Raw genomic sequence first — 19541 nt, forward strand, 5'->3', positions numbered from 1 at the left:
CTATATCACCTTATTTCTATTGATTCCCCTATTGTAACGGAAAACACTATATGATGCACCGTCAAAAATAAAGGGCAGCCTACAAATAGACTGTCCTTTACGCTCTAATCCTTTTCATTTCCTGCAACACTTCTTCAGCTTTTTGTTCATACGATAAATCTTTAAAGAAATCCGCCAATCGTTTATAGTCGTTGTACGTATCTAATAAGTCGTCTATCTTCTCTACTTTCATAACTTGCTGTTTTTGCTTCATTTTTACTGGATAACGATACCCCGATACTTCTTGTATTTTGTAATATTCTTCCTCTACTTGAATAACCTTTACAAGTTCCTCCTCTTCCGCATCCATCGTATACCCGTCAAATTCTCTAAGCAACTCATATATAATATGAGTCCATTCATCTTTTGGATAAAACCCTTTTTCTAACCGATAACCGACAATGCGATACATATGCCCATCGTTTTCAGCAAACTGTACCGTATCATTTAGCTTAAACTTAAAATAACGAAACATTGCCTTCACCTACTTGTATGTATTGTTCTTATCACATACTATTTGCAAAATATAGGCCTTGCTATTCATAAAAAAATACTCATCTTATAGATGAGTATTTTTTACGATGATTTTTCTCTTTTCTTTCGAAATGGTAACCACCAGTTCCAATCTCCAAACAATTTCATTAAACTTGGTACAAGCATAAGTCGAATAATTGTTGCATCAAGAAATATCGCTAACGCAACACCAATACCCATCTGCTTTACTGGTAAAATATCAGTAAAGGCGAACGCACCAGTAACAACAATCATAATTAAAGCAGCGGACGTAATGATGCGGCTTGTCGAGACAAGCCCTTCTAGCGTTGCTTGATCGTTATCTCCTGTTTCCTCATATAACTCATGGATTCGTGAAATAAGAAATACTTCATAATCCATGCTTAGTCCAAATACGAGACCGAAAATGAAGATTGGCAAAACAAATAGAACTGAACTCTCATCTAATCCGAAATGACCACCTTCAAATAACCAAATAACAATTCCAATTGTTGCACTTAAACTAAGTACATTCATAATAATCGCCTTTATTGGAATGAGTATAGAACGGAATGCGAATAATAAAATAACAAAGGTTGATCCAAATATAACAGACATACCAATTGCAACTTTATCTTTAATTTCATCTTCTAACTCTTGTTGGAACGTTGTCATTCCGCCTAAATAATAAGTAACATCGTTTTCTTTATAATTCTTTTTGAAATCACGAACCCATTGTTTAGCCGTTTCCGTACGTGGTTTTGTATCTAGGAAAACTTGAATAGTCGTCTTATTCCCTTTCGTATACGCTTCAAATACAGGAGCTATTTTCGCCGCTTCCGGTGATTGTAACATTCCCGCAACTTGATCTGCTTTCATTCCATTTAGCTCGTTATATACACTTGTCACCTTATATACTTGCTTATCATCTTTTAACTTTTGAACAACATTTTCTACCTTTTGTAAGCTTTCTTTTTCTGTTATATCATTCTTCGTCTCTACTACTAAAGTAACATCGGCGTGTGTTTTGACAGTCTTATTAAAGGCTTCTTCATACTTCTCAAATGCAACTCTCGTATCACTCTTTTCTGGTAATGCTTCGACACCAGGAAACTGCAAATTAGCTGTACGTAGTGGTAATAAGCAAATAACAATAAATGTTGTAACAGCAACAATCATTACGATTGGATGTTTCATTACAAACTGCGCAAATTTACGCCATACATTCGATGGAGTAGGTGCTACCTGATTCTTTTTTAATATTCTTTTTCCGATTAAAGATAACAGTGCAGGAAGGAGTGTGAGTGAAAATAAAATACTCATAATGACAACAATCATCCCGCTAATGGCAACAGATTGAATATAGTCTATCTTAAAGAAAAATAAACCGGATAAACCGACGAATACACATAACCCTGAAAATACGATAGCTCGTCCCGCGGTTTGATACGTAATCGCGATTGCCTCTTTCACTGTTCTCTTCGCAACTTCCTCTCGAAAGCGATTGACAAATAACAGTGCAAAATCAATTGATAATGCGAGCCCAATCATCGGTGCAACATTTAACACGAAAATGGATAACTCTTTATCAACGCCAATAAAATATAAAATCCCCATCGTACTAATTACACTTAGTAGCCCATTTAAAATCGGTAAAATAGACGCAAGCAGACTACCAAATGAGAATAATAGTACGAGAAAAGCAATAGGTAAACCGATCATCTCTGCTACTTTTAAATCATTTTGTGTTCTTTCATTAATCTCTTGATTAATTTTCGGATACCCTGTCGGTGTTACTTTTAATACTGCACTACTTTCTTTCTTGATTTCATCAGCGAATTGCAATGTCTTTTCCATTCGATCTTTATTTGTTTTCCCGGAAAATAAAATCGTCGCATAACCGATATCATCTTGTAGCATCTCTTTATTTTCTATTGGATGATGGAAAGACTCATATGTTTCTTTCTCTTGAATATGTTTTATAATTCCCTCTATACCTTTTTGAAACTGCTCATGTGAAGCATCCTTGTTCTTCTCAAAAACGAGTAAAAGTGTATCCTGAGACTGCTTAAAATCTTTATCTAAAATTTCTTTCGTCTTTTGATAATCTCCTTCTGTTTGGAAACCATCACCACCTAATACTCCTGGAAGTTTCGGAGCAAAAATACCGAGCGCTATCGCTAATACTATTAATGCTACGATTACTGTATAACGAAATTTATACAAAAAAGCCCCTAACTTCCCCCACTTATCAATTTTATGTACATTTGTCTTCACACATTTTCACCTACTTTATATAATTCCATTGTCACTTATACTGTATCACATCTCCATATAAACAAAAAACGTCTAGAAAAACTATAATGATAGTTTTTCTAGACGTTTTTCTATCTCTCGTTATTTAGCCCCAACCTCTCGGTAAGTAAACGATGGCAATAAATCGCTATAATTAACAAAATCCCACCTACGCAATAACCAGCTAAAATATCAGTTGGATAATGTACATTTAAAATAACTCTACTTAATCCAATCAATATAATTAATATGCCCAGCAAAATTGTAATACCACATTTCCCAGCTACACTCTTCAAATTGGCAGCAATGATATAGGCAAGAAAACCAAATGTCATAATAGATAGCATTGCATGCCCACTTGGGAAGCTATATCCAAGTGCGTCAAGTGCCTCATTTAATGACGGACGGTCTCTTTTTACAATTTCTTTTATCCCTTTATTAACAAGATGTGTCGTTAGTATAGCCATTGGATACACAATCATAGCAGCATAATAACGTTTTTTCCAAAAAACGAGCAAACTTATAATTAGTGTCGTAATAACTCCAATTGCAGATCCTAACTTTGTAACGTATGTGAAGAATGTAAGTGAGCTTTCTGTTTGCAATCCTTTTACCATCCCACGGACATATGTATCCACTGCTGTAACTCCGCTTGCTTGTACTCTCCAGGCGATAATGCTGAATAAAGCAAGTAATAAAATCATACATATGAACTCATATCGATGTAATTTTTTCTTCAAACGATTTCCTCCTACTTATGAAAAAATGCGATTTCTATTTAGAAACCGCATTTTCTTACTTATTTACCTTTTGTTTTTAACTCTGTCCAGTAGCGATCGTAGTCTTTTAACTTATCGTCTACATCAACAAGCCATTCTGTACGATTTAATTCTTCTGGTGATAAGAAGATCATGTGATTATCACGATATTCTTTACTATGAAGAGAACGAGCTTTTTCATTTGGATTACTGTAACCAATTGACTCGTAGTTTTTCACACTTACTTTTTCATCTAATAAGTAGTTCATAAACTTCTCTGCAAGTTCTTTATGCTTTGCACCTTTTGGAATCGCTAACGTATCAGCCCAAATTGTACCGCCTTCTTTTGGTACAACATATTCTACATCTTTATTATCTTTTGCAATAAATGCTGCATCCCCAGACCATACAGTCCCGATCCACGCATCTTCTGTAATGAATTTTTGTTTAATGTTATCTGTATCAAATGCTAGTAAGTTTGGAAGTAGCTTCTGTAAATCAGTAGCTGCCGTCTTTAACTGTGCATCCTCTTTTGTACTATTAGAGAAACCATTTTTCTTAAGTCCCATTCCTAATACTTCACGAGAATCATTTAATAAAGTAACATGTCCTTTATATTTATCGTTCCATAAATCAGCCCAGCTTGTAGGTGCTTCTTTTACATACTTTTTATTGTATGCGATTCCTGTTACACCCCAAGTATATACTAGAGAATATTTATTCTCTGGGTCAAATGGAGGTGTTTTAAAGTTAGAAACTAAATTTTCGATATTTGGAATATTCTTCTTATCTAACGGCTCTAATAAGTCCATTTTCGCCATTGTTTTAACCATGTAATCAGACGGCTGAATTAAATCGTATTTCGCACCGCCAGCTTGTAATTTTGCAAGCATTTCTTCGTTACTTGCGTATTTATCATAGTTAATTTTCACGTTATATTTCTTTTCAAAATCCTTTAGAACTTGCTCATCAAAATTATCAGCCCAGCTATAAATATTTAATTCTTCTTTCTTCTCGCCGCAACCAGCAAGTACACCTGCAACAAGACTGAAGCTAATTGCTACACCAGCTAATCTCTTCATTAATTTCATCGGTTTATTACCCCCTCGTACTTTCTATATCATTCGTATTATAAAGGAAGGTGTCCTCCAGAGTTTTCTTCACCATCTGCACCTTTGTTACGGAAGATTTCAGATAGAACCATTAATCCTACGATAACAACAATTAAAATTGTAGAAAGAGCATTAATTTCAGGCGATACTCCGCGCTTAACCATACTGTAAATGTATAATGGCAATGTTGTTGATCCTGGTCCTGATACGAAGAAACTAATTACAAAATCATCAATTGATAATGTGAATGTTAATAGTGCTGCTGAAACAACTCCCGGCGCAATCGCTGGAAATGTTACATAGCGAAACGTTTGCCAAGGCGTTGCTCCTAAATCATTTGCAGCCTCTTCTAAATCACGTCCCATACTAGAAAGACGGGCCGCTAAAATAACAACAACAAATGAAATACTAAATGTAATGTGCGCAATAATAATCGTTACTTGTCCAAGTTCCATACCTAATTGGCTAAATAAGATTAGTAAAGATAATCCCATTAAAATATCAGGAATTAAAATTGGTAAGTATACAAGTCCATTAATAGCCCCTTCAAAACGATATTTATAACGATGTAATGCAATCGCAAAAATCACACCAAAAATGGTCGTTACAACCGTCGTTATAATGGCGATCGTCATACTGTTTATAAACGCATCAATAACATCTTGTTTTTGAAATAAATCTGTATACCAATGGAATGTAAAGCCTTCCCATTCCGCATTAATACGGGAATCGTTGAAGGAATATACCATTAAAACCATCATTGGAAAATACAAGAATAATAAAATTAACCAAGAATAAGAAACTAAAAACTTCTTCATCGTTGCCTATTCCCCTCCGTTCTCATCATATTTATATACCTTCGTTGCACGATAATATAAGTAAATTAACAGAACAGAGAATAGAACAACGATAATTGATAACGCAGAACCAAACGGCCAGTCACGCGCACCTAAGAATTGGTTTTGAATTACGTTTCCGATTAATGCTACTTTCGATCCGCCCATTACATCTGATACAACAAACATTCCAATAGAAGAAACGAATACTAAAATAGAACCAGTAGCAACTCCTGACATTGTCATCGGTAATGTTACATTCCAAAATGCCTTTACTGGTGTTGCACCTAAATCATAAGCTGCTTCTAGCTTACGCTTATCAAGCTGCTCAATAGCCGCATACACTGGTAAAATCATAAATGGTAATAAAGAATAAACCATCCCTAGTACTACAGAAGGTGTATTATATAGTAAATTTAAAGGCTCACTAATAATACCTAGTTTCAATAGCAATGTGTTTACAAGACCTTGTGAACGTAAAATAACAATCCATGCGTATGAACGAACAAGGAAGTTAATCCAGAATGGAATCGTTGCTAATAATAATAGAATGGAACGATATTTACGATCAACAATTGTAATTGTATACGCAAATGGATAACCGATTAATAAACATAGTACTGTTGTAATAACAGCTATCTTTACTGTTTCCCATAACGTACCCATATACAGCGGATCAAACACACGCACTATATTATCTAGCGTAAACTGCATTTCCACTGTCCCGTATGCTCCGCGCTGTAAAAAGGCGAATGCTAATACGAATAGAAGCGGAAATAAGAAAAAGATTAACAGCCACGTGACTGTAGGTAATGCGAGTAATTTCCCTTTTTTCAATTTAAGGTCACCTCGTCCTCTTGCTCCCAGCCTACGTATACATTATCTCCAATGCTCCACTGCGCTGCTTCTTCAGCAGTTTGGTATGCCATTAGTAATTCCGATGTTTTCTCATCACGTACATAAAGCTTTTCCATATTTCCAACAAACTCAATATCTTCAATATGCCCCAGATGGTATTCTTTTAAAATTGGTTGCTCAACCGAACGAACTTTTACATTTTCAGGGCGAACTGCTACGTAGTTTTCCCCATTTTTCACGATATTATTTTCACCGATGAACGTTGCAACGAACAACGTTTTCGGTTGATTATAAATTTCTTTAGGCGTGCCGACTTGTTCGATATGCCCTTTATTCATAACAACAATACGATCACTCATGCTCATCGCTTCTTCTTGATCGTGCGTTACATATATGAACGTAATTCCTAAATTACGTTGTAAGTTTTTCAATTCACGTTGCAAATCTTTTCTTAACTTAAAGTCAAGCGCTCCAAGTGGCTCATCTAATAGTAATACACGTGGGTTGTTTACAATTGCCCTAGCAATTGCTACACGTTGCTGCTGTCCACCAGAAAGCTTCGAAGGTTTACGATTACGGAACTCAAGTAACTGCGTTAAACGCATTGCCTCTTCAGCACGTTCTTTCTGTTCTGCTGCTGGTACTTTTTGCATTTTCATACCGAAACAAATATTTTTTTCGACATTCATATGTGGGAATAGTGCGTAATGTTGGAACACTAAATTCATATGACGCTTGTACGGCGGCAAATCATTAATTTTTTCATCGTCTAACAAAAGATTCCCTTTAGTTGGAGTTTCAAAACCCGCGATCATACGAAGCAAAGTCGTTTTCCCGCAACCACTCGGTCCTAAAATCGTTAAAAATTCTCCTTCTTTAATGTCTAAAGAAAGAGGTGGGATAATCACTTGATTTCCAAAATGTTTTTCTACTGCTTCAACTTTAATAATCTTTTTCATTTTCCCGTCCTATCTACCTTAAATTTAAATTTTTATATTCATGAATAAATATTTATGTTCTATAGACTATTTTTTGTTTCGATCCAAACAAAAATGGTTATTTAGCAAGCGTTCTCTTCTATTCTTTATGTAGTATGTTTGATTCATTTTCGCACGATACATATGTCGAACAGAAAAACCCCTTCCATTGCGAAGGGGCTTTTATCATACGGCTACGCCTACTGATAAACACCATCATCATTTTAACAACTTTCGTATAAATTTTAAAGCACTTTTTGTAGAAGAATAACGAATTTTCATATCGAACGCTGTAGATTGGGACAAAATGCTTTTATAATGGGAAAAAGTTCGAAAACTTTCTTTACCATGATATCCTCCTAATCCACTGCTTCCAACGCCCCCAAAAGGTAAATATGGCGTTGCAAGATGATATACAACATCATTTATACATCCTCCGCCATATGAAATATTTCTAGTAACCTTATCTTGTACACCTTTATCCTCAGAAAATACATATAGTGCTAACGGCTTTGGATGTTGCTGAATCGTTTCAATTACATCTTCTATTTTGTCATATTCTAGTATTGGTAAAATCGGGCCAAAAATTTCATCTTCCATCACAGAGTCTTGCCATGTAACATTTGTTAATACTGTCGGCTCAATATGTAACGTTTCTTTCTTATAATTCCCACCAATCACTGGATTACCGTCTTGTAAAAATGTACATAAACGTTCAAAATGACGCTCACTCACAATTCGTACGTAACTGTCATTTTGTAAAGCATCTTTTCCATACTGCTCTGCAATTTCATGTCGCAATGCCTTGATTAACTGTTCTTTCACTGACGAATGAACGTACATATAATCAGGCGCTACACATGTCTGCCCAGCATTCAAAAACTTGCCCCAAACAATACGTCTTGCCGTTACATCTAGCTTTGCATCTTTATGTACAATACATGGACTTTTCCCACCAAGTTCTAGCGTAAGAGGCGTTAAATTTTTCGCCGCTGCTTCCATGACAACTTTCCCCACACCAACACTACCTGTAAAGAAAATATAGTCAAATGGTTCCTTTAACAAAGCCGTACTTTCTTCAACACCACCTTCTACTACCGCCACAAGTTCTTCTGTAAATAACTCTTCTAACATTTTCACAAGAACCTTTGAAACATTTGGCGTTAACTCAGAAGGCTTTAAAATAACTGTGTTTCCCGCTGCTAGGGCTCCAACAAGAGGCGCGATTGCTAATTGAAACGGATAATTCCATGGTGCGATAATAAGCGTTACACCGTACGGTTCTGGTACTATTTTCCCCTTTGATCCAAAATGCGTAAGAGCTGTTCGAACACGTCTTGGTTTACTCCATGATGAAATATGTTGCATTTGGAAAGAAATTTCTTTTAGCACATATCCGATTTCAGTTGTAAACGATTCGTGAATTGACTTATTTAAATCTACTTTCAGTGCTTGAAAAATTTCATCCTCAAAACGCTGAATCCCATCATAAAGCTTCTGTAAATTACTCTTTCTTATTTCTACACTTCTCGTATGCCCTTTATAAAAATATTCCTTTTGCTTATTTACAATAGAAGAAATACTCATTCATTCACCTTCTCCCACTATTTTTATCCAGTTCTTTCATTATTTATATAGAAATAACATATAAAACTTTTTTATTCGTAAAGTTACATTATATATAACTTTTTCTTTTATATAAAATTCATTGCTCAAAAAAACTACCGAAAGAAAATCCCTCGGTAGTTTTACTGTATTAACGATATAAACGAACAGCACCTGCAGAATTATCATCAGCTTGTCCTACTACTTCAAACTTCAGACCAAGATTCGGTAAAATACGTCCTGCATCTGGAATCTGCTGATTAATATACGTTTTAGAATCATCAAACTTCGGCACGCCCGCTAAACCATTGTACGTGAACGTTCCACGCGTTGGAGATACAACTTTCCAAGCTGGTGTTTTATCGAATGAGAACGCCGCATCAGCGATTTGGAATCGTGTACTACTCTTAACTGTTGGTTTGCCATTTAAAGTTCCTACAATTGCTTCTGGGTGAGAATCAACTACACCAAGGAAACCGTGTCCTGGATGTACACCCACCCAGTTATCTGTGTAAGCTGAATCCGCATACCATACCACCATACCAGTGTTATATTCTGGACCACGAGCAAATTTCAATGCGTTATCTGCTCCAGCATAGTTTCTCCACTCTACATAGTAGTTATGTTTTTTCTTCTCTGTTCCGTTAGATACAACGAAACCATTTAATTTAAATTGTGGTGTACCTTCTGCATCATCAGAGAATACAACTTTACCATCTACTGTTAATGACGCATTATCAAGAGCGAATCCATTTAATGCTAGACCACCATCAGTAATGTAATCAAATGTTAATTTCACTTTCTTACCTTTGAACTGACTTAAATCGTATGATTTGTCAATCCATTTTCCATTTGTCGTATCTGCATTTCCACTATTTGCTTTCTCACCAAGACGTTCAATTAACGTTTGTTTACCGTCTTCTGTTACAGCGTGTACTTCAAGGAAATCGTAACCTGCTTCAATTTCATATAATGACTTGAAATCGAATTTCGCAGTCGTTGCATTCGTTAAATCGAACAGCGGTGTCTCCATTTTTGTGTGAAGGTCATCACCTTTTGTGCTGTAATAATATTGTTTACCGAATGCTGGTGCAATCGTTTTTACATCTTTATCTGGTAAGTTAACACGAATCAGACCTGGACGATCCGACTTCGTAACACTTTGATCTAAATACGTTGCAAAACCGATACCTTTGTTTAACTTATCGTAATCTACCTCTGCGATATTCGCCCAGCTACCACCGATTGTTTTTTGGAAAAACTCTTTATTTTGCGGTGAAAAACTTGTTGGCGTTGTTCCTGCGATTTTACCAGCCCAGCTTCCGCCACTCATAATAGACCAAGCTTCAACCGGCTCACCATTACCGCTATATTGTGTATCATACTCATCCGGAAGACCTAAGTCATGACCATATTCATGTGCGAATACACCAACTGCGCCATCTTCTGGCTCAATTGTGTAATCATATGCAGCCATCTTCCCGCCCCAATACGGAACTTTCGCTTTTGTTCCTTCAATTGCGAATGGCTTTGGTCCAACTGTCCAGCGATGTGACCAAATTGCGTCGTCGCCTAATTTACCGCCACCAGCTTCTTGTCCAACACCCGCATGAATAATCATTAAATGATCGATTAAACCGTCTGGTTGATTTTTATTTCCATCTCCATTTACATCATATTGATCAAATTGATCAAACTCTGATAAATCAATACCGCTATCTACAGCTGCTTTTAGTGCATCTTTTACTAAATCACGTGGTCCTTTTGGTCCTTTATTATCATGGCCGCCATTTGGAGAATCTGCACCATAATCAGCTGCTTTACCTGGAACTGTTAACCATTTTGTAACTGTTCCATCCACTGTGTAGCTACCACCAGATTGTTCTTCATAATATTGTTTAAACGTTTCAATTTTACTTCCATCATCTAACGTAAACGGCTCGTTACCGAATAACATTTTTTCATAATGTTCTTTATTAAAATCGTTCGAATACATATAGCCAGGTTCTTTATCAATATTGTTATGTTTGAAATCAGCGTACTCTACAAGTAAAACGAGTACTTTATCTTTACGAACTTCACCGTTATACTCTTTTTGTTTTGCTGGTGAAGTTGGTACTTTACCATTTAAGCCCCCTTTAACTGGACCTGTTCCTGCTGCAGTCCCGTTTGCTGGCTGCTCTAATTTTTCTTTCGTCTCTGCCTTTGCATCTTTTACTTTCTTTAAAAAGTCAGATGCTTCTTTTGTAAGCTGGTCCCCATTTGGCTGTTCTTTACCAGGATCTTCACCCTTCTTGTTCTCTACATACTTTTCGACAGCTTTCTTTGTCTCTTCACTTGAAGCAGACTGATCAATTACCCCACGTTTTTTTAGCGCATCTGCTAATCTTTCTTCTGGGATTAAGTGGTCATCAACTGGGCTCGTAGCTGCCTTATTCACAGGCGTTTCAGCATACGCAGATTGGCTGCCAGCGCTGAATGAAAGACCTAAAACAGCTGTCAAAGCGATTGATGATAACACTTTAAACGGTTTCTTTTTCATCCCTTATTTCCTCCCCTAATATAAAATATGTATTACATATTGAATTTTATTAAAAATTCAATATTTTTTCAATATTTAGTTATATTATGTAATTTTTTTAATATATTTGTAAAAATTTCTTAGTTAGCATACGAATATATCACAATTCATCAATGTTTTCTGAAAATATTGAAAAATTTTGGCGAACACTTTATAATTTTTACTGAGGGAATTTAATGGGGATTTTATCTACACAATATTCGATAATTTGACACATAAAATATAAAATTCAGTTCAATTATCGTCTACTATGTAGCTGCAATTATGACCAATAATTAGGGAGGAATCACACTTGTACAAAGATAAGGCGGACTCACTAGATCCAGAATGGATTGATTTAATACTTGAAGCCCTAGATTCTGGTATTGCCCTGCAAGAGATTGAATACTTTTTTCAACGTATGAAGCAAACGAGCCAAGCACAATAGCCTCGTTCTTTTTAACGAAGTTTATGTTATAATAATGACATCATAAGACGACTACACATTGATAGAAAGGTGCGCAAATATGATTGGAGAACGTATAAAACGCCTTCGTTTACAAAAAGGGATTTCATTAACAGAACTCGCCGAAAAAGCTGGTGTCGCTAAATCTTACATTAGTTCCATAGAACGGAATTTACAAAAAAACCCTTCCATTCAGTTTCTTGAAAAAATTGCAGCAGTTCTACAAATTCCAGTTGATACTTTACTTCATGATGAAACAACAACGGAAAGCCACCTGGACTCCGAATGGACACAACTTGTTAAAGATGCAATGAGCTCCGGTGTCTCAAAAGAACAATTCCGTGAATTTCTAGAATTTACACAGTGGAAGCAAAATCAAAAATAATATATATGAAGGAGCATATAAGACTAGCGCTCCTTTTTTCTTTATAAAAAAAAAGCGGGAGATACCCGCTTTTTGATTTATTATTTTTCTTCGCCATCTGTTTGGCTCGCGTTGAATGTCCATTCTAAGTTTAATGAATCGCCTTGGAATTTATTTTGATCTTTACCATCATCTTCGAATACAAATTGTACCCATAGATAGTCTTCTGATCCAGCTTCTAAACCACCTTTTTCACTCCATTCAGGAGCAAAAACATCTTTAGCAACAACGTCTGGATCTAACGTTTGTAATTCTGCTAATGTTGTTTCATAAACAGGTTCACTTTGTTTATCCCAGTTCCAAATGAATTTCACTTTAATATGCTTACCAAAGTCTTCTCCAGCATTATCGCCTTTTGCATCTTTCACAGAATACTTTGTCGCTAATTTAACGTCTTTAATCGCTAAAGTACCGCTATTCTTTAATAAGAACTCTTTCTTAACAGAATCCCCTGGTTTTAAATTATCAATATTTACAAGCGTTTTAGGGTTTAATGTAAGATCTAACGTCCCAGCTGCAAATGTATTGTTTGATACTTCTTTATCGCTAAAGTAAGCGAATGTTCCTCCACCAATTAAAGATAACCCCAATGCTGCTGATGCAACTCCCATACCTAATTTCTTTTTCAGACTCACAATCAATTCCCCCTAGCTGTTTTTTGTATTTTTACATTGCTATCTCTTATTTGAAATAAGAGATGTAACTAAAACTATATTAGCTAAGCTAATATTCGTTCTTTTTTAAAAACCTTATGTTCATTATAACGAACGAATCTATGTAAATACAATATATATTTTCAATTATTTTTATTTCTCAATATTGTTTTGATTTTTCAGAAAACATACGATTAATACTTTACTAATTTAGCACTTGTTCCACACTCAAATACATTTTATAAAAAAAGAGAGTAAGACAAAGAGGTGAGGGCTGACGTTCCCTCACACTCATATAAACATTAATATTTTTTATAGCTATTTACAGCTTATTCATTCGTTTTCTCTTGCACCACATTATTATTTTTCAATTGTTTCACTGGATCAGTTGAAGTAGCCTTTTCATACTCCATTTGATCAGACTGTTTATCTGTTTCTATTTTTTCTGTTCTTCTAGCTTTTTCTGCTCTTCTACTTTCTTCTGTTCTTCTGCTTTCTTCTGTTCTTCTGCTTTCTTCTGTTCTTCTACCTTCTTTTGTTCTTCTGCTTTCTTCTGTTCTTCTGCTTTCTTCTGTTCTTCTACCTTCTTCTGTTCTTCTGCTTTCTTCTGTTCTTCTATTTCATTCTGTTTCTTTACCGTTTCATCTTTTAATAGTTGTTGTAAAGCCTGAATTTGTTCATCAATTGCTGGCAAACTAGCCTCTTTATCAACATAATCACACTTCTCTTTAATACTATGACAACCTTCGTTCACATACGAGGATACTTGCTGAATTGATTCACTTTTATTCACTTTTAATTCTTCTTGTATTTGATTGTAAGGAGTTTCTATTAAAGTATATACTTTTTGTAAAGCCTCCTTCTCAGAAGCAATTTTCTCACGTCCTTGCTGCCATACAACAATTGCCTGTTCTATTTCTTCAATAGAAGTAACTTTCAATTTCGCTTTCATTTCTCCATACTCATGTCCAATATACTGCTTATGTTGCTCAGCTTGCTCCTTTAACGTATCAACTGTTTTCGGAAATATAATCGCTGTAGAAAGAGTGGCTTCTACTTTCGTTTCATGAATAAATGCAGCTTCTGTATACGTCATCATTTGAGAGCCTAAATAAAACGTAATAGAGCACATACACGGCAATATAAGCATCTTTTTTAATTTGCGAGGTGTTTTCAGCATCTGAATCTCTCCCATCGAACAATGTGTTCTTTATACAGAACGTTACTTTCATTATAATAAAGACTTGTACAAAATGATAGCCATATCCTAGAAAATACATTCCAATCCACACTATTTAACTGTAAAAGGGGCTATCAAGGTGATAGCCCCTTTTATATTATATTATCTTTCTGTACCATCTGTTTGTTGTGCATCAAACGTCCAAATTAAATTTAGTTTATCGCCTTGGAATTCATTTTGGTCTTTTTTATTATCAACAAACTCGAATTTCACTGTAAATTTATCCGACTTACCTGCAGAAATACCTTTTTCATCCCAGAACCAAGCAGATAAATCATTATCAACCGCTGTAAGTGTGTCACCCTTCAATTTATCTAGTGTTGTTTCTTTTACAATTGTTTCATGCTTATCTACATTTTTTAAGAATGTTACTTTAATATGTTTACCAAAATCATCTTTATTGTCGCCCTTCGCATCGATTACTTTGTAATCTGTTTTTAGTAAAACTTTTTTAATGTCTAAAGAGCCTTTATTTTCTAGTTTAAAATCTCTTTTAATTGTATCACCAGGCTTTAAATTCGATACATCAACAACTGTCGATGGGTTTGCCGCTAAATCAAGTGTACCAGCCGCAAATGTATTGTTTGACACTTCTTTGTCGCTAAAGAATGCAAATGTTCCTCCACCAACTAATGCTGCTCCTAGTACTGCTGATGCGATACCCATTCCTAATTTTTTCTTTAAAGTCATGTCCAAATCCCCCATAATATATATTTGTTAACTTCCTAATAGGAAGATATAACCAAAATAACTATACGGATTGTTCTACTTTTTTATCTTTCTTTTCCCCATCGATACTACGAATAGCACCAAAAATAGAAATTGCGGAATAGCCAAGTAAAAAGACTCCAGGAATAATAAGAAGTAATGCAGCTCCCGCTTTTGAATTCGCATAATTCAGTAAATAACCAACATACGGTACTGTAATGTCTCCGTACTTTCCAATTACGTTCTCTGCAAGTACTGGCTCTAAATCTGCTCCGTTGTTGTTATCCCCTTTTGTTTCATACATTACTTTTCCATTTGTATCTTTCACACCGATAATACGGTGAGTGATAATTTTGTTATCTTTCTCTTTAAACGTAATAACATCGCCTTTTTTATATTTAGAACCATCTTTAGTTGGCTCTACCGCAATAATTGATCCTGTTAAAAATGTCGGTTCCATCGATCCTGATAACACTGTTTTAAATTGATATCCCATCACAGTCGGATCCCCGCCACTCGCTTTTGACGAAATAACTACAAAAGCTAAAAAAACCATCAATGCAAATAAAACAAATGAGATAACGTTGCTAATAATCTTCCAAACTAATTTCATCGTATCTCTCCCTCTCCGCTGTTTTATATTATTTTGAAATTAATAACATCCATACCGTTCTTCAAAAAGAACATATACAAATAATATAACGAACAAATAAGAAATGCAAGGTCAAAATTTACAATTATTTGTAAACTCCGAATTTTTAATCAACATCTCTTTTTAAATATATGTTAATACAACAAAAAACTGCGAACAAATTTCTTCGCAGTTTTCATAACAACTTACTTTTCCTCTGATTTAACCCCTTGTTTATTACGACGCAAAATTACATATAGTAGTGCGCCAAATAATACAATACTTCCTATTCCAATACTTATCATTTTTACATTCGAGTCCTTTACTTCAGGCTCCACTGTATCTTTTTTTGGCATCGCAAAAGTAACATCTTCTTTTGAAAGAACGTTAATAGTCGCGATCGTTTGATTGTTTTTCGTAATATCAACTGCACCAACTATCTCACCACGATGAATTCCTTTATGATACAAAGATTCTTTATCTAATGACGCCGCTCGGAAAGTAGTTTTCACATTTTTCCCTTCATCTTTCTTAAGCATAAGATCTACACTTTTTTCAAGTTCACTATCAACATCTTTATTTAAATACGTTGTCTTTTGATGCCAATTATTTTTATCTAGTACAGTTTGTTTCGCAAATTGGCCAAAAGAATATTCAGCCATCTGCTTTAAATCTTCATAAATTTCAGGTCTTTGAGAAGCCATCACTACATTTATTATGCGATTTCCATCTTTCTCATTTAATAAAACGAGCGTATTACGCGCTTCATTCGTAAAACCCGTCTTCCCACCAATACTATATGGATTTTCAAAATAAGTAGACTTATTAAAAATAGATACTGTCTGCCTAGATGTCGTAACCGTCGTTCTTTTCGTATTCATCGCTTGCAAAATTTCAGGATACTTTTGCACACCTCTCGTAATCATTGCCATATCATATGGCGTCGTATAATGATTCGGATCATGCAACCCATTTGGTGTTACAAAATGACTATCTTTAGCTCCTAATTGCTTCGCCTTTTCGTTCATCATATTGGCGAAATTTTCAACACTTCCTCCAATATGCTCCGCAATCGCATACGATACATCATTCGCACTTAACACCATTAAAATCATAAGTGCAGTATCTCTATTAATAGTCTCACCAGCTTGAAACTCAATTTGATAATTACTCTTCTCTTGATCTAATGCTAATTGCGAAAACGTAAATTGATCCTCTGGCTTCGTATGCTCCATCAGCAAAATCGCCGTTAACACTTTCGTCATACTAGCAGGAAACGCACGATGATGTGCATTTTTGTCATATAGGACATCTCCTGTTTTCGCATCAATCGTAGTCGCAAACTGACTAAATACATTTGGCCCTTCCGCAGGTGGCGGTGCCACTTGCTCTGGATTCACTCCAACATTCGTCTCAGCATATAACGTCATAGGTGTCAAAAAAAATAAACAAATAACTATAACAAAAGCCGAAATTTTCTTAAAATTAACCATATGACTCTCCCTTTTCACTTTACTTTCACACTCTATCAAATGACTCTACCAATCTATATGTAATTTGTATTAAATTGGAAGAATATTCACTGTTTTTTACTATATCATATTTTTACGATAAAGAACATAAATATACAATAAAAAATAAGAAGGAATTACTCTTTCTTATCCTTCTCATCGATCAACGAGTCTATTAACTTTTGTCCAGCTTCCTCGGCCGTAATCTCATCCGTCATCCCCATAAATGACCAACCTTTAGAATCGACCCACTCAACAAACTCTTGCAAAAACTCATCATGTGTAACATCCACATCAAGAATCGAACCATTAATCGAAATCGTTCTATTTCTAGACACACGCATCTTAAACGTTTTTCTTACCATTACAACTATTCTCCCTCTACTCCTGTATATTTATAAAATAATCTTGTACTTCTGTTATACATGATTTCTTGAAAATTGTAAAAAGGATATATTGGCCAATTTAAATATTAAAAATAAAAATCTCTTATCCTACATAACCTTCATCCGATATATAATTGGTCATAAATTACTGAATACATCCATATAAAAACAAAACAACTTACATTTTATCACACCAAATACAATTGACTTTAGTACAATGAAATGGAATATATTAAAAAACATTAAAAATAAGGAGGAACTCCATGGCGCGTTGTACATATTGTAAAACGAAGTGGAAAATAAAAGATGTATGGTCGATACTCGTGACTTTTGAAAAAGATTGTCCGTATTGTTTCGGAAGACAATATCTATCAAAGAAAACATTGAACGCTATGCCAGAACTTATAAGCTTACCTTTACGCTTCTTATTCCCTTTTCTTGTTGATTTAAGTGATGAAAGTCCTCTGGATTGGTATCGGAAATCATAACACTTCAGCATCTTCTACTTATTAAAAATAAAAACATACATATAACCTCTAAAATTAAACTCTATCTTTAAAAACTTACTTTAAAAATATTGTAAAATTTCAGTTAATTATATATAATTGCTTTAGCATAAATTATTAAAGATGTTAATACATAAGCATTTTTGAAGATCCCGTAGCTCAGTAGGGAGAGCGCCACCTTGACAGGGTGGAGGTCGTGAGTTCGAGCCTCTCCGGGGTCATAGTTGTAGAAACCGTGTCAAATAAACGTTTGATGCGGTTTTTTATTTTATAAACTTATATTCAAAAGGGGCGTGGTCACAAGTTTGGTCACATTACCTACAAAATCTCTTCTATTTTATTCACTGCATCTTCTTGCATCGTTGGAAGTACGTGTGAATAAGTATCTAATGTAATCTTGATGTTACTATGTCCTAAACGTTCAGAAATCACTTTCACATTTACACCTTTAGCCAATAGCAAAGTTGCATGTGTATGACGTAAATCATGAAAGCGAATCTTTGGCACAGCTGCTTTCTTAATTAAAGCGTTTAGACTTCATCTAACATTAGCAGGATTAATTGGTGTTCCAGAAGGAGTACACATCACTAAGCCATTTTCTTGGTATTCTTCACCTTGACTCAGCTTCTCTTTTAATACGACTGCTCTATGCTTCTTTAGCTTTGCTACAGTCGATGCAGGTAGTAGTATTTTTCTTAAACTTGATTTTGTTTTTCCTCCAAGCAAGAACGTCTTCCCGTCATGACTTAACGTTTGACTAATGGTCAAATGTCCCTTTTCTAAATCCACATCTTTCCACCGTAATCCTAGCAATTCACCTTGTCTCATTCCAGTTACAAGCGCTAAATGAAAGATAGTAGAATATCTGCTGTCCTCCGCAACTTTTAAGAACAACTGTACTTCCTGTTCGTTCCACACAGTCAACTCTTCTTTATCACCTTTAGGCAACTTGGTTTTCACTGCAACGTTTTTAGTAATTAACTCTAAATCAATTGCATGTTCAAGAGAGTTCCGAATGATTTTGATTATCTTCTCAATTGTTCCCCTCTTTAAACTTTCGTCTCGCAGTGAATTAACGTAGTTTTGCATATGCAATGATGTTAACTTGGCTAGTTTGATATTGCCTAGAGAAGGAATGATACGGCTATTTAAGTATCCTTTCAGTACTCTTGCTGTTTGAATACCGACACTGTGCTTCTTTGTATTAAACCAACTCTCAAGATACTCACCATAAAGTAACTTACTAGGTTCTACATATGCCCCAGTATGAACTTCTGATAGCAGCTTTGTTAAAGCATTTTCTGCTTCTTTTTTAGTAATGAATCCCCTTTTCTTTTTTTGTTTTCTTTTGCCTGTTAAAGGGTCAATACCAATATCTACAATATAAAAATACTTTCCTGTTTTCTTATCTATTTTGACGCTTCCATTCATCGTTAAGAGCCTCCTTGGAGTCCTTAACTGTGCTGTATATGGTAATTTTATTA

Annotated in this window: 18 protein-coding genes, 1 tRNA gene and 1 pseudogene; 4 read left to right on the forward strand and 16 right to left on the reverse strand. The window is 35.1% G+C overall.

All coding sequences use genetic code 11. The features are described from left to right. Positions 1 to 97 precede the first annotated feature (97 nt). The 9 genes from ACTFQM_RS08970 to inhA1 form a co-directional block, all read right to left on the reverse strand. Positions 98 to 514 (reverse strand): hypothetical protein, encoded by a 417-nt coding sequence (locus ACTFQM_RS08970; protein ID WP_002170941.1) that lies wholly within the window; start codon positions 512 to 514, stop codon positions 98 to 100. 101 nt (positions 515 to 615) lie between these two features. Further along, positions 616 to 2808 carry an MMPL family transporter gene (locus ACTFQM_RS08975; protein WP_440034083.1) on the reverse strand — a complete coding sequence of 731 codons (2193 nt, stop codon included), beginning with the start codon at positions 2806 to 2808 and terminating at the stop codon, positions 616 to 618. Positions 2809 to 2918: 110 nt separating this feature from the next. Further along, positions 2919 to 3566 carry a phosphatase PAP2 family protein gene (locus ACTFQM_RS08980; RefSeq protein ID WP_440034084.1) on the reverse strand — a complete coding sequence of 216 codons (648 nt, stop codon included), beginning with the start codon at positions 3564 to 3566 and terminating at the stop codon, positions 2919 to 2921. Between the two features lie 59 nt (positions 3567 to 3625). After that, positions 3626 to 4675: a spermidine/putrescine ABC transporter substrate-binding protein PotD gene (potD, locus tag ACTFQM_RS08985; RefSeq protein WP_440034085.1), complete on the reverse strand. Its 1050-nt coding sequence runs from the start codon at positions 4673 to 4675 to the stop codon at positions 3626 to 3628. Between the two features lie 38 nt (positions 4676 to 4713). Then, positions 4714 to 5514 carry a spermidine/putrescine ABC transporter permease PotC gene (gene potC, locus ACTFQM_RS08990; protein WP_440034086.1) on the reverse strand — a complete coding sequence of 267 codons (801 nt, stop codon included), beginning with the start codon at positions 5512 to 5514 and terminating at the stop codon, positions 4714 to 4716. Between the two features lie 6 nt (positions 5515 to 5520). Then, on the reverse strand, positions 5521 to 6369 hold the full coding sequence (gene potB / locus ACTFQM_RS08995; protein ID WP_025151014.1) for a spermidine/putrescine ABC transporter permease PotB: 849 nt from the start codon (positions 6367 to 6369) through the stop codon (positions 5521 to 5523). Beyond that, the gene (gene potA / locus ACTFQM_RS09000; protein ID WP_025151015.1) at positions 6366 to 7349 is read right to left on the reverse strand and encodes a spermidine/putrescine ABC transporter ATP-binding protein PotA; all 984 of its coding nucleotides are present in this window, start codon (positions 7347 to 7349) and stop codon (positions 6366 to 6368) included. Before potA ends, potB begins: the two co-directional genes overlap by 4 nt. A gap of 237 nt (positions 7350 to 7586) precedes the next feature. Continuing rightward, positions 7587 to 8954, reverse strand: coding sequence for an aldehyde dehydrogenase (locus tag ACTFQM_RS09005; RefSeq protein WP_440034087.1), 1368 nt, complete (start codon positions 8952 to 8954; stop codon positions 7587 to 7589). Between the two features lie 169 nt (positions 8955 to 9123). Then, on the reverse strand, positions 9124 to 11514 hold the full coding sequence (gene inhA1 / locus ACTFQM_RS09010) for a M6 family metalloprotease immune inhibitor InhA1 (protein ID WP_440034088.1): 2391 nt from the start codon (positions 11512 to 11514) through the stop codon (positions 9124 to 9126). Between the two features lie 331 nt (positions 11515 to 11845). On the opposite strand from inhA1, the gene ACTFQM_RS09015 reads away from it, so the two are divergent. Further along, positions 11846 to 11980, forward strand: a complete 135-nt coding sequence (locus tag ACTFQM_RS09015; RefSeq protein ID WP_002170932.1) for an anti-repressor SinI family protein — start codon at positions 11846 to 11848, stop codon at positions 11978 to 11980. Positions 11981 to 12059: 79 nt separating this feature from the next. Further along, positions 12060 to 12383, forward strand: coding sequence for a helix-turn-helix domain-containing protein (locus ACTFQM_RS09020; RefSeq protein WP_002170931.1), 324 nt, complete (start codon positions 12060 to 12062; stop codon positions 12381 to 12383). Between the two features lie 80 nt (positions 12384 to 12463). On the opposite strand, the gene calY is transcribed toward ACTFQM_RS09020, so the two are convergent. The 6 genes from calY to ACTFQM_RS09050 form a co-directional block, all read right to left on the reverse strand. Beyond that, entirely contained in the window at positions 12464 to 13057 is a 594-nt protein-coding gene (gene calY / locus ACTFQM_RS09025) for a biofilm matrix protein CalY (RefSeq protein WP_002170930.1), read from the reverse strand. 454 nt (positions 13058 to 13511) lie between these two features. Next, positions 13512 to 14255, reverse strand: coding sequence for a DUF4047 domain-containing protein (locus ACTFQM_RS09030; protein ID WP_440034089.1), 744 nt, complete (start codon positions 14253 to 14255; stop codon positions 13512 to 13514). A 162-nt stretch (positions 14256 to 14417) separates the two neighbouring features. After that, positions 14418 to 15005 carry a TasA family protein gene (locus ACTFQM_RS09035; protein ID WP_440034090.1) on the reverse strand — a complete coding sequence of 196 codons (588 nt, stop codon included), beginning with the start codon at positions 15003 to 15005 and terminating at the stop codon, positions 14418 to 14420. Positions 15006 to 15066: 61 nt separating this feature from the next. Beyond that, positions 15067 to 15636, reverse strand: a complete 570-nt coding sequence (sipW, locus tag ACTFQM_RS09040) for a signal peptidase I SipW (RefSeq protein ID WP_071720128.1) — start codon at positions 15634 to 15636, stop codon at positions 15067 to 15069. 224 nt (positions 15637 to 15860) lie between these two features. Beyond that, positions 15861 to 17147, reverse strand: a complete 1287-nt coding sequence (locus ACTFQM_RS09045) for a D-alanyl-D-alanine carboxypeptidase family protein (protein WP_098304640.1) — start codon at positions 17145 to 17147, stop codon at positions 15861 to 15863. Positions 17148 to 17302: 155 nt separating this feature from the next. Continuing rightward, positions 17303 to 17530 carry a hypothetical protein gene (locus ACTFQM_RS09050; protein WP_000251863.1) on the reverse strand — a complete coding sequence of 76 codons (228 nt, stop codon included), beginning with the start codon at positions 17528 to 17530 and terminating at the stop codon, positions 17303 to 17305. Between the two features lie 284 nt (positions 17531 to 17814). On the opposite strand from ACTFQM_RS09050, the gene ACTFQM_RS09055 reads away from it, so the two are divergent. Continuing rightward, on the forward strand, positions 17815 to 18039 hold the full coding sequence (locus ACTFQM_RS09055) for a hypothetical protein (RefSeq protein ID WP_098474865.1): 225 nt from the start codon (positions 17815 to 17817) through the stop codon (positions 18037 to 18039). 166 nt (positions 18040 to 18205) lie between these two features. After that, positions 18206 to 18278: transfer RNA gene (locus tag ACTFQM_RS09060), tRNA-Val, on the forward strand. Positions 18279 to 18375: 97 nt separating this feature from the next. Here ACTFQM_RS09060 and ACTFQM_RS09065 read toward each other — a convergent pair. Beyond that, a pseudogene (locus ACTFQM_RS09065) lies at positions 18376 to 19488 on the reverse strand (tyrosine-type recombinase/integrase). Between the last annotated feature and the right edge of the window lie 53 nt (positions 19489 to 19541).

Origin of the sequence: Bacillus cereus group sp. MYBK30-2 (assembly GCF_051915945.1) — a bacterium.
GTDB lineage: Bacteria > Bacillota > Bacilli > Bacillales > Bacillaceae_G > Bacillus_A > Bacillus_A paramycoides.

Excerpts from the sequence above, each read along its gene's own strand:
- ACTFQM_RS08970 (WP_002170941.1), bottom strand. The coding sequence starts at position 514 with ATGTTTCGTTATTTTAAGTTTAAGCTAAATGATACGGTACAGTTTGCT.
- potD (WP_440034085.1), bottom strand. The coding sequence starts at position 4,675 with ATGAAATTAATGAAGAGATTAGCTGGTGTAGCAATTAGCTTCAGTCTT.
- potC (WP_440034086.1), bottom strand. The coding sequence starts at position 5,514 with ATGAAGAAGTTTTTAGTTTCTTATTCTTGGTTAATTTTATTATTCTTG.
- potA (WP_025151015.1), bottom strand. The coding sequence starts at position 7,349 with ATGAAAAAGATTATTAAAGTTGAAGCAGTAGAAAAACATTTTGGAAAT.
- ACTFQM_RS09005 (WP_440034087.1), bottom strand. The coding sequence starts at position 8,954 with ATGAGTATTTCTTCTATTGTAAATAAGCAAAAGGAATATTTTTATAAA.
- inhA1 (WP_440034088.1), bottom strand. The coding sequence starts at position 11,514 with ATGAAAAAGAAACCGTTTAAAGTGTTATCATCAATCGCTTTGACAGCT.
- ACTFQM_RS09020 (WP_002170931.1), top strand. The coding sequence starts at position 12,060 with ATGATTGGAGAACGTATAAAACGCCTTCGTTTACAAAAAGGGATTTCA.
- ACTFQM_RS09030 (WP_440034089.1), bottom strand. The coding sequence starts at position 14,255 with ATGCTGAAAACACCTCGCAAATTAAAAAAGATGCTTATATTGCCGTGT.
- ACTFQM_RS09035 (WP_440034090.1), bottom strand. The coding sequence starts at position 15,005 with ATGACTTTAAAGAAAAAATTAGGAATGGGTATCGCATCAGCAGTACTA.
- sipW (WP_071720128.1), bottom strand. The coding sequence starts at position 15,636 with ATGAAATTAGTTTGGAAGATTATTAGCAACGTTATCTCATTTGTTTTA.
- ACTFQM_RS09045 (WP_098304640.1), bottom strand. The coding sequence starts at position 17,147 with ATGGTTAATTTTAAGAAAATTTCGGCTTTTGTTATAGTTATTTGTTTA.
- ACTFQM_RS09050 (WP_000251863.1), bottom strand. The coding sequence starts at position 17,530 with ATGGTAAGAAAAACGTTTAAGATGCGTGTGTCTAGAAATAGAACGATT.
- ACTFQM_RS09055 (WP_098474865.1), top strand. The coding sequence starts at position 17,815 with ATGGCGCGTTGTACATATTGTAAAACGAAGTGGAAAATAAAAGATGTA.